This is a genomic window from Acidimicrobiales bacterium, from assembly GCA_036378675.1.
Lineage (GTDB): Bacteria > Actinomycetota > Acidimicrobiia > Acidimicrobiales > Palsa-688 > DASUWA01.
This window is the reverse complement of record DASUWA010000054.1, coordinates 144,750-153,978: the sequence shown is the minus strand read 5'-3', so window position 1 is coordinate 153,978 and position 9,229 is coordinate 144,750. Positions and strand designations below refer to the sequence as shown.

Below are 9,229 nucleotides of genomic sequence, written 5' to 3'. Positions count from 1 at the left end.
CCGCGGCGGTTGTCGCCTCTTTCGGTGTGCAGGTCAAATTCATAGGAAAAATACGCAACGACGCGCTCGGCGAGGTGTTCGCGCACGACATTCGCGCCGCGGGGGTCACGTTCGAGATGGCGCCGGCGAAGGAAGGGCTCGGAACCGGGCGTTCCCTGATCATGGTGTCTCCGGACGCCGAAAAGACCATGTGCACGAGCCTCGGCGTCGGTGCAAAGTTGATGCCGGACGATCTCGACGTCGACGTCATTGCCGGGGCCGAGGTCGTGTACCTCGAGGGTTACCTCTACGGCCTGCGTGACACCGACGCCGCTGTCGAGAAGACCATCGAGGTGGCCAAGGCATCCGGGACCAAGGTGGCCCTCTCGTTGGCGGACCCGTCCTGGGTCGAGCTTCACCGGGAGCATTTCGACCGCATCCTCGACAGCGTGGACTTGCTGTTCGCCAACGAGCTGGAGGCCTGCGAGATGGCTGGGTTCCCGCAAGGACGAGTAGATGAGGCGCTCGGGGTCCTTGCGAAGCGGTGCCCGACCGTCGCGGTCACCCTCGGACCGAACGGTTCGATCGTCTCCACCGCCGGCAAAGTCGTCAGCGCACCCGCCGCAAAGGTCGAGCGAGTCGTCGACACAACCGGAGCGGGAGATAGCTACGCCGGCGGTTTCCTTTTCGGTTATCTCGCAGGACTCGATCCCCGCCGCTGCGCGGAGCTCGGCGCGCTCGCGGCGTCTGAAATCGTCTCCCATCTCGGGGCCCGCCCCCAGCAGCCGCTCGAAGAACTCGCCCGCCGCAGCGGACTCATCTGACGGGCTTAGCGCCCCCGGTTCGGCTTCCGCCGGTGGTTGGCCTTGTTTCGACGGGCCCGAGAGCGGGCCTTCCGGGTGCGCTTCGACATGGAGCGCCAGGGTAGCCTGCCAGCGCTATGGAGAAACTCGGCATCGTCGGGCTGCCCAACTCCGGGAAGTCGAGCCTTTTCAACGCGCTGACCGGTGGGTCGGCGCTGGTCGCCCCGCACCCGTTCTCCACCACGGAGACGACGGTCGGCGTTGCCCAGGTTCCGGACCAACGGGTGGACCAGCTTGGGCTGATGAGCTCCAGCCGCAAGGTCGTCCATGCGACGGTCGAGTTCGTCGACATCGCCGGCCTGGTCGCGGGTGCTTCGACCGGGGAGGGGTTGGGAAACCGGTTTCTCGCCGGCATCCGTGAAGCGGACGCGCTTTGTTTGGTCCTGCGAGGCTTCGAGGACGACAACGTGGTGGGCGACCACGACCCGCTCTCCGACCTCGGCGTCCTCGAGCTCGAGCTCGTACTCGCAGACGCAGCGACGGTCGACAGCCAGGTCGAGAAGAGACGGAAGGCGGCTAAGACGGACAAGTCCCTCGCCGGCGAGGTTGTCGCGCTGGAGCGCGCGAAGGCCGAACTCGATTCCGGCGTCCCGATCTACCGCTCGTCGCTTTCAGCCGAGGACCGATCGTTGCTCAAGTCGTTTTTCCTGCTCACCAACAAACCGGTTCTGGCGGTCGTCAACCTGGGCGAGGATCAGGTCTCCGGCGCAGACGCCATCGTCAAACCGGTCGCGGACGAGCTCGGCGGGCACGGCGATGTGCTCGGCGTGAGCGTCAAACTCGAAGCCGAAGCAGCCCAGCTGGAATCAAGCGAGCGGACCGAACTGCTGGAGGGGCTGGGACTCGGGGAGGGCGCACTACCCCGGGTAGCCCGCGCGGCTTACCACCTTCTCGGGCGCCGAACCTTCTTCACCACTGGCGACAAAGAAAGCCGCGCCTGGACGTTCCGTGCCGGTGCGAAAGCGCCCGAGTGTGCGGGGGTGATCCATTCGGACCTGCAGCGCGGGTTCATTCGCGCCGAGGTGATCCACTGGGACGAGCTTCTGCAGCTTGGCTCTTGGCACGCGGCCAAGGAGGCGGGGAAACTCCGGGTCGAAGGCAAGGAGTACGAGGTCGTCGACGGTGACGTCCTCGAGATCCGATTCAACGTCTGACTATGCCGTGGTTGCTCCGCGAAGACGACGTCCTCGCGGCAGTGGAGGACCGTCGCAAAGGGTGGCAGACGTCGATCAGCGGAGCGGTGGTCATCAGCCGCCCGGCGTTCTTGCAGACCTTGACAGCATCGACCGCCTCCGAGCTCGACGTCGCCTGGTGCCTCCCCACGAACCTCGAGGACGGGCGCCGCGAGTACCTGGTCAAGCGCATCTCCGTGCTGTCCGCCCACCGCGTCGCGTTTCCTCGTCTTCGCGCCCGAGTGGTCGTCGTGGCCGCCGGCGGCACGTTTGAGCGATGGCATCTTCAGGTGGGTGACCGGCTCGAGGTGCGAGGCAGTTGACCGGCAGGATCGTTCTTGTCGGTACGCCCATCGGCAACCTCGGCGACCTTTCATCTCGTGCTGTCGCGGCCCTTCGCGACGCGGATGCCGTCTTCTGCGAGGACACTCGGAGGACTCGGAAACTGCTGTCTGCATCGTCCATCCCCGCACCGAAGCTATATGCACTCCACCAGCACAACGAAGAGGCGGCATCGCGGCACGCTCTATCAATGGCCGAGTCGGGCGCACAGATCGCCGTCGTATCCGACGCCGGCATGCCGGGTATCTCCGATCCGGGTTCTGTGCTTGTGCGCATCGCAGCGGAAGCCGGCGTAGCGCTCGAGATCGTTCCGGGCCCGTCGGCACTGGTAGTCGCCCTGGTCGCGTCCGGGCTGCCGACCGACCGCTTCTGCTTCGAAGGCTTCCTTCCGCGACAGGGCCGGGAACGGGCGGAACGGCTACGGCAGATCTCGGCGGAAACCCGGACCGTCGTTCTGTACGAGGCACCCCATCGCGCACGCAAGACCCTGGCGGATCTGGCCGGCGCCTGTGGGGCGGACCGCCAGGTCGCGGTCGCGCGCGAGCTCACGAAGATCCACGAGGAGATCCGGCGAGGCACCCTCGGTGAGGCTTCGCGGTGGGTTCAGGAGTCCGAGCCGAGGGGCGAGTGGGCGATCGTCGTGGCCGGGGCGCCGCCCGCAGGCGAACCGACCGACGAGGACATTCTCTCTGCTCTTCGGGAACGCTTCGACGCTGGCGCGACCAAGCGGGTGGCGGTTGACGAGGTTGCCGGCGCCCTCGGGCTGTCCCGCCGGCGGGTTTACCAACTCGCTCTAGACGCAACGGCGAGCTAGGGCACACCGGCTCTGCGTCATTTTTCCGGAGCTGGTTTTCGGGCGCTGGTTATCCGCCCCGGCAGGGTCCCCGTTTCCCGTACCCTCGTCTGATCGTGTCTCGCTTCTACGTCACCACACCGATCTACTACGTCAACGACGTCCCGCACATCGGTCACGCCTACACGACCGTGACCGCTGACGCTTTGGCGCGGTGGCACCGCCTCCTCGGAGACGAGGTGTTCTTCCTGACCGGTACCGACGAGCACGGGCTCAAAGTGCAACGAGCCGCCGAGGCGAAGGGCCTCAGTCCGAAGGCGCACGCGGAGCAGACCAGCGCTCGCTTCAAGGAAGTCTGGGCGCAACTCGATATCTCCTACGACGACTTCATCCGCACCACCGAAGAACGCCACTACCTGGCGACTCGCAGCCTGATGCAAGCTGCCTACGACAACGGTCACATCGACCTCCGTCTTTACACCGGTTGGTACTGCGTCTCCTGCGAGGCTTACTACTCCGAGACCGATCTGCTCGATGGCGGTCTTTGCCCAATCCATCGGACCCCCGTGGAATGGCTCGAGGAAGAGAACTACTTCTTCAAGCTGTCCGAGTTCTCCGACCGGCTCTTGAAGTGGTACGAGGAGAACCCCGGCGCGGTCACCCCGGAGTCGAAGCGCAACGAGGCCATCGGCCTCATCCGGGGCGGTTTGCGTGACATCTCGATCTCTCGGACCTCGATCAAATGGGGCGTGCCGGTCCCTTGGAACGAGGACCACGTCTTCTACGTGTGGTACGACGCGCTGATCAACTACGCCACCGCTATCGGCTACGGCGCCGACCCCGACCGATTCGAGAAGTGGTGGCCCGCGGTCCACCACCTGATCGGCAAGGACATCCTGCGGTTCCACTGCGTGTACTGGCCGGCGCTGCTTATGGCCGCGGGCATCGATCCCCCCCACCGGATCGCAGTGCACGGATTCCTGCTCGTCGGCGGGGAGAAAATGTCAAAGTCGTCGCTGACCGGGATCGCGCCCGCGAGCCTGGTTCCGGTCTTCGGCGTCGATGGTTTTCGCTACCACTTCCTGAGAGACCAGCCGTTCGGTCCCGACGGCGAGTTCTCTTACGAGGGAATGGTGGCGCGCTACAACGCGGACCTGGCCAACAACCTCGGCAACCTCCTCGCGCGCGTTTCGACCGTCGTGGAGCGCAAGTGCGGCGGGATCGGTCCCGCGCCGAACGGATCGAGTCGGCTCGCCGATGTTGCCGCGGAGGTCCTCGCGGACGCGACCGCAGCTTGGAAACGGATAGCGCCGAGTGAGGCGCTCGAGGCGACGTGGCGGCTCGTGCGCGAGACCAACGCTGCGCTCGAGGCCGCCGAGCCGTGGAAGGCCGAGCCGGGACCTGCGGTCGAAGCCGTCCTCGGTGACGCCCTCGAGGCGCTTCGGATCGTCGCGCTGCTGTCCAGCCCAGCCCTGACGCGTGCCTCGCAGGAGATCTGGCGCCGAATCGGTTTGGAGGGTGACGTCAGAGATCAGCGTCTCCCCGAGGCCGCGTCGTGGGGCGGGTATCCCGGCGGCTTGAAGGTGGAGCGCGGGGACCCGTTGTTTCCCCGCATCACCGAGACGAGCTAGGGCGCGGTCACCGTGTGGACCGACAGCCACTGCCATCTCGACTGGGACGGGGCGGCCGCGCCTGCGATCGAAGAGGCACGGGCGGCCGGCGTTACCCGAATCATCACCGTGGGAACCGATGCGAAAACTTCGGCTGCCGCGGTCGCAACCGCCGAATCGAATCGCGGCGTCTGGGCGACGGTTGGCCTGCATCCGCACGAGGCGAGCTACGGGGTCGAGACGATCCGACCGCTATTGGAGAAGCGCGATCCTGCCGTCGTCGCAGTCGGGGAGTGTGGACTGGACTATTACTACGACCACTCGCCACGCGAGGCGCAGCGCGCTGCGTTTGCCGAGCAGATAGCGCTGGCATCGTCTCTCGGTCTGGCGCTGGTGGTTCACACGCGCGACGCCTGGGACGACACGTTCGACATTCTGGAATCGGTGGGAACGCCCGAACGGTGGGTTCTTCACTGCTTTACGGGACGCCCCGAGCAAGCGATGAGAGGGGTGGAGATGGGGGCGGCGTTGTCGTTCTCGGGGATCGTGACGTTCAAGAACGCCAGCGACGTTCAAGAAGCGGCGGCTATATGCCCGCTGGACCGCCTTCTCGTCGAGACCGACAGCCCGTTCCTGGCGCCGGTTCCTCACCGCGGTAAGACGAACCGGCCGGCGCTGGTGCCGGTCGTCGGGGCTGCAGTCGCCTCGCTCCGCGGCGTTCCTGTGCAAGCGGTCGAGCAAGCGACCTGGCAGAACGCGGAGCGATTGTTCGGGCTCGGCGGTGACAGCTCGGCGCCGGCGGGTTGACCAGCCGGGTTGACCAGCGTGGTTGAACAGCGTGGTTGATGAGCCGGCGGACCGGTGACGCTGAGCCGCCGGCAGGTCAGCGATCTGCTCGCCCGCCACGGGCTGCGCCCGAGCCGGGCCCTCGGCCAGAACTTCGTCGCGGACCCGAACACGGTCCGGCGCATTGCCCGGCTTGCTGGAGTTGGACCCGGTGACCACGTGGTCGAGGTCGGCCCGGGATTGGGGTCTCTGACCCTCGCTTTGGCCGAGACCGGAGCTGACGTCTTGGCGGTGGAAGCAGACCGGCACTTGTTGCCCGTTCTCGAACGGGTGGTGTTCGAGGCCGGCCCGGGCTCAGTGCTGGTGGTCCGCGGCGATGCGATGAAGCTCGACTGGGACGAACTTCTAAAGGGCTCGCCGGAATGGACCCTAGTGGCGAACCTTCCTTATAACATCGCCACCCCTCTGGTTGCCGACCTCCTCGACACCGTTCCACAAGTGACGCGCATGCTGGTCATGGTCCAGTCGGAGGTCGGGGAGCGGCTCGCTGCAAGGGTCGGCGACACGTCCTACGGCGCGGTCTCCGTCAAGGTCGCGTACTGGGCGATCGCCTCGGTGGTCGGAAAAGTCCCGGCGTCGGTGTTCGTCCCGAGACCAAACGTCGAATCGGTGCTCGTCGATATTCGCCGGCGCGCCGAGCCGGCGGTGGATCCAGGTCTGGTCGAGGCCAAGTGCTTGTTCGGGCTGGTGCGTGCCGGGTTCGCCCAACGACGCAAAATGCTGCGGCGCGCACTGAGCGGTTTGGCGTCGCCAGGCGCGTTCGAGGCTGCGGGGGTGGCACCCGAGGCGCGGGCTGAGCAGCTCACCGTCGAAGATTGGGGCCGGCTGGCTGCAACAGTCGCGATCGAGCGAGACTCGCCCAATGAATGACCCGGTGGGTGAAGCGACCGGTGCGCTCCCAGCCGTTCTCGAAGCGAAAGCGAAGCTCACGCTTTCGCTTCGGATCACCGGGCGCCGCGATGACGGATATCACCTGATCGACGCGGAGATGGTCACGCTGGACCTGGCCGACAAGCTCGAGCTCTCCGAAGGCGATGGACTCGAGATCGTGGACTCCCCGCGTGCGGGAGCACTGTCGACGTTCACCGGGCTGGGGATTTCGGGAGGCGAGGACAACCTCGTAAACCGAGCGCTCCGGTTCGCCGGCTGCTCGGCCCACGTCCGGCTTCACAAGCGGATACCGGCCGGCGCCGGCCTCGGCGGCGGATCGGCCGATGCAGCAGCGGTGCTGCGGTGGGCCGGGATCGTCGATATCGAGAGCGCGGTGAAGCTTGGAGCGGACGTGGCGTTCTGCGTTGTCGGCGGCCGGGCCAGGGTCACGGGGATCGGTGAGCAGGTGGAGCCGTTGGACTTCGCCGAAGTCGCGGGGCGTTCGCTGACCCTGCTCTGCCCGCCTCTACACGTGTCCAGCGCGCAGGTGTATCAGGCGTGGGACCGGCTCGGCGGGCCTGCCGGCGACAACGGCAATGACCTGGAACCCGCAGCCCTTGCTGTCGAGCCCGGTTTGATCGAGTGGCGGGACCGCCTGGGCGAATCGACGGGGGAGACGCCGAGGCTCGCGGGCAGCGGCGGCACCTGGTTCGTCGAGGGTGCGTTTCCCGGCGAGGGCCGGGTTGTTGTACGAGTTACCCGATAGCGCATCAAACGGGGGTGTTCAGAACTCTGATCGGGTGTCGGCATGACGTTTGAAGGGGTACCGCGCGATGCATTTCAGGCGCAGAAGGTTCAGAACGGGCCTCGGACGGCTTGCGGTCGCTGTTGCGGCATTCGGTATTTTCGTGCTCGCAACCGCGGGTTTGGCGTTCGCAACGGTCCCGTTCAAAGTGGCCGATTACGCAACTCCCGGCGGCGATCCTTGGGGTACCTCATTCGACGTGAGCGGGAATCTGTGGGTGGCCATGCCTGGGTGCGACCTGCCGGACGTGTCGAACCCGTGCGCCCAGAGCACGCTCCCAGGCAAGTTGGCCCTCTTCAATCCCAACACCCACCAGTTCACCATTGTCGTCACGTTGGGCATTGACAGCCGGCCGCTGTTCGTGGCGGTGGCTCCGGACGGCAGGGTTTGGTTCACCTTGCCGCTGAGCAACTCGGTTGGCGTGTACGACCCCTCAAACGGGTCGGTCGCGGAATGGGCCGTTCCGACTGGCAGTGCCGAGCCGTGGGACCTCGCCGTTGATCCCCGAGGCAAGGTCTGGTTCACCGAAAACCTGGCGAGCAAAATAGCGACCTTCGACCCGGCTACCCGAATTTTCTCCGAGTTTGCCACCCCAACCCCCGACAGCATGCCTTACGGCATCACCGTGGACCCGAACGGGCCCGTTTGGTTTACCGAGAACAACGACTCGGTAGCTCAGATCGGTGAGTTCACGCCCGATCGTGGAATTGTCGAGTACAAGATTCGCAACACGCCGACCATCGGCCTGACCCCTCACTTGATTACCGAGGATCAGCATGGCAACCCGTGGTGGTCGGAGGGTTTTGTCGGTGCTGTCGGCACATTGAATGTCCAGCAGGCACAACCCGGGACCAACAACGGGGTAAGGGAAAATGTCTACAGCACATGTGGTGCTTTTTGTGGGTTCCACACTTCGGGAATCTTGTACCACGACGGTCGCATCTGGTTCGACGATTCCGTTATGAACTCAAATGGCGGACCCAGCGGACACGGCGCTTTCGGCTGGATCCCCGAGGGCGGTGGTCCGTTCACCTTCTACAACCCACCGGGCGCCCATCCCCACGACGGGCTGAACGTCGACCCGTCGGGGCGGGTCTTCTTCGATGAGGAGTTCTCCGACGCCCTCGCCCAGACGACCGCTACCAACGGCCCGCTCAAGGGATGAGTCGACGTCCCGCCGGCGGTCGCAGTTTGCCGGTTGGAGGCACCTCCTGCGGGACCGCTAGTGTGCCAACCTCGTGGGTTCGCTGATCAAGAAGCGCCGCAAGCGCATGCGCAAGAAAAAGCACAAGAAGATGCTCAAGGCGACCCGCTGGCAGCGCCGGGCTGGTCGATAGCCGACTCGTCATCCGGTCCCAGCTGGCGGCCGTGCCGCCCGGGGCCCTGTATGGCAGGCTTCTCGGCCATGGGTGTGAACCGACGCAGCGAGATCAGGATGAGCCCCGAAGAGGTGGACAACTTCCTCCAGGAGGAGCGGACCACCACCATGTGCTCGATGCACCCCGACGGGTCCATCCACGCAGTCGCCATGTGGTACGCGTTCCTCGACGGGACCATCGCCGTCGAGACAAAGGCGAAGTCCCAGAAGGTCCAGAACCTCCGGCGGGATCCGCGCATCACCTTCCTCGTCGAGGCCGGCGACACCTACGACCAGTTGCGCGGGGTCGAGGTGGTGGGCAAGGCCCGCATCATCGAGGATCCTGATCAGATCTGGAAATTCGGCGTGTCGATGTGGGAGAGATACATCGGCCCCTACAGCGAGGAGCAACGCGCCGGCGTCGAGATGATGATGAAGAACCGCCTTCTCGTCAGCGTAGACATCGACAAGATCGTCTCCTGGGACCACCGCAAGCTGTAGGGGGGTAGCTCTCGGGGCGGCCGTTCCTACGTCCGAGGAGGGCCGCCTCTGGGCGATGGTTTATGCGTTTGGGAGTGGAATTCGGCCGTGT

11 protein-coding genes are annotated in these 9,229 nt (G+C 65.6%); all 11 read left to right on the top strand.

The annotated features are described in order from the left end of the window. On the top strand, positions 1–803 hold an 803-nt coding region (locus VFZ97_17300), incomplete at its 5' end, for an adenosine kinase (GenBank protein ID HEX6395193.1). 116 nt (positions 804–919) lie between these two features. Then, the gene (ychF, locus tag VFZ97_17295) at positions 920–1,996 is read left to right on the top strand and encodes a redox-regulated ATPase YchF (protein HEX6395192.1); all 1,077 of its coding nucleotides are present in this window, start codon (positions 920–922) and stop codon (positions 1,994–1,996) included. 2 nt (positions 1,997–1,998) lie between these two features. Next, the gene (locus tag VFZ97_17290; GenBank protein HEX6395191.1) at positions 1,999–2,337 is read left to right on the top strand and encodes a hypothetical protein; all 339 of its coding nucleotides are present in this window, start codon (positions 1,999–2,001) and stop codon (positions 2,335–2,337) included. Beyond that, a complete protein-coding gene (gene rsmI, locus VFZ97_17285; GenBank protein ID HEX6395190.1) occupies positions 2,334–3,170 on the top strand; it encodes a 16S rRNA (cytidine(1402)-2'-O)-methyltransferase in 837 nt (278 codons plus the stop codon). The genes VFZ97_17290 and rsmI overlap by 4 nt, the downstream gene beginning before the upstream one ends. 95 nt (positions 3,171–3,265) lie before the next feature. Continuing rightward, the gene (gene metG / locus VFZ97_17280; protein HEX6395189.1) at positions 3,266–4,780 is read left to right on the top strand and encodes a methionine--tRNA ligase; all 1,515 of its coding nucleotides are present in this window, start codon (positions 3,266–3,268) and stop codon (positions 4,778–4,780) included. Between the two features lie 12 nt (positions 4,781–4,792). Next, entirely contained in the window at positions 4,793–5,566 is a 774-nt protein-coding gene (locus VFZ97_17275; protein HEX6395188.1) for a TatD family hydrolase, read from the top strand. A 54-nt stretch (positions 5,567–5,620) separates the two neighbouring features. Next, on the top strand, positions 5,621–6,475 hold the full coding sequence (gene rsmA, locus VFZ97_17270) for a 16S rRNA (adenine(1518)-N(6)/adenine(1519)-N(6))-dimethyltransferase RsmA (protein ID HEX6395187.1): 855 nt from the start codon (positions 5,621–5,623) through the stop codon (positions 6,473–6,475). Further along, a complete protein-coding gene (locus VFZ97_17265) occupies positions 6,468–7,241 on the top strand; it encodes a 4-(cytidine 5'-diphospho)-2-C-methyl-D-erythritol kinase (GenBank protein HEX6395186.1) in 774 nt (257 codons plus the stop codon). Before rsmA ends, VFZ97_17265 begins: the two co-directional genes overlap by 8 nt. 142 nt (positions 7,242–7,383) lie before the next feature. Next, positions 7,384–8,445 (top strand): hypothetical protein, encoded by a 1,062-nt coding sequence (locus tag VFZ97_17260; protein HEX6395185.1) that lies wholly within the window; start codon positions 7,384–7,386, stop codon positions 8,443–8,445. 73 nt (positions 8,446–8,518) lie between these two features. Then, positions 8,519–8,617: an AURKAIP1/COX24 domain-containing protein gene (locus VFZ97_17255; protein ID HEX6395184.1), complete on the top strand. Its 99-nt coding sequence runs from the start codon at positions 8,519–8,521 to the stop codon at positions 8,615–8,617. Positions 8,618–8,685: 68 nt separating this feature from the next. Continuing rightward, a complete protein-coding gene (locus tag VFZ97_17250; GenBank protein ID HEX6395183.1) occupies positions 8,686–9,138 on the top strand; it encodes a PPOX class F420-dependent oxidoreductase in 453 nt (150 codons plus the stop codon). Positions 9,139–9,229: the final 91 nt, after the last annotated feature.

What these genes read in the sequence shown, in the direction of transcription:
- VFZ97_17265 (HEX6395186.1), top strand. Translation starts at nt 6,468, where the DNA reads ATGAATGACCCGGTGGGTGAAGCGACCGGTGCGCTCCCAGCCGTTCTC.
- ychF (HEX6395192.1), top strand. Translation starts at nt 920, where the DNA reads ATGGAGAAACTCGGCATCGTCGGGCTGCCCAACTCCGGGAAGTCGAGC.
- VFZ97_17250 (HEX6395183.1), top strand. Translation starts at nt 8,686, where the DNA reads ATGGGTGTGAACCGACGCAGCGAGATCAGGATGAGCCCCGAAGAGGTG.
- VFZ97_17290 (HEX6395191.1), top strand. Translation starts at nt 1,999, where the DNA reads ATGCCGTGGTTGCTCCGCGAAGACGACGTCCTCGCGGCAGTGGAGGAC.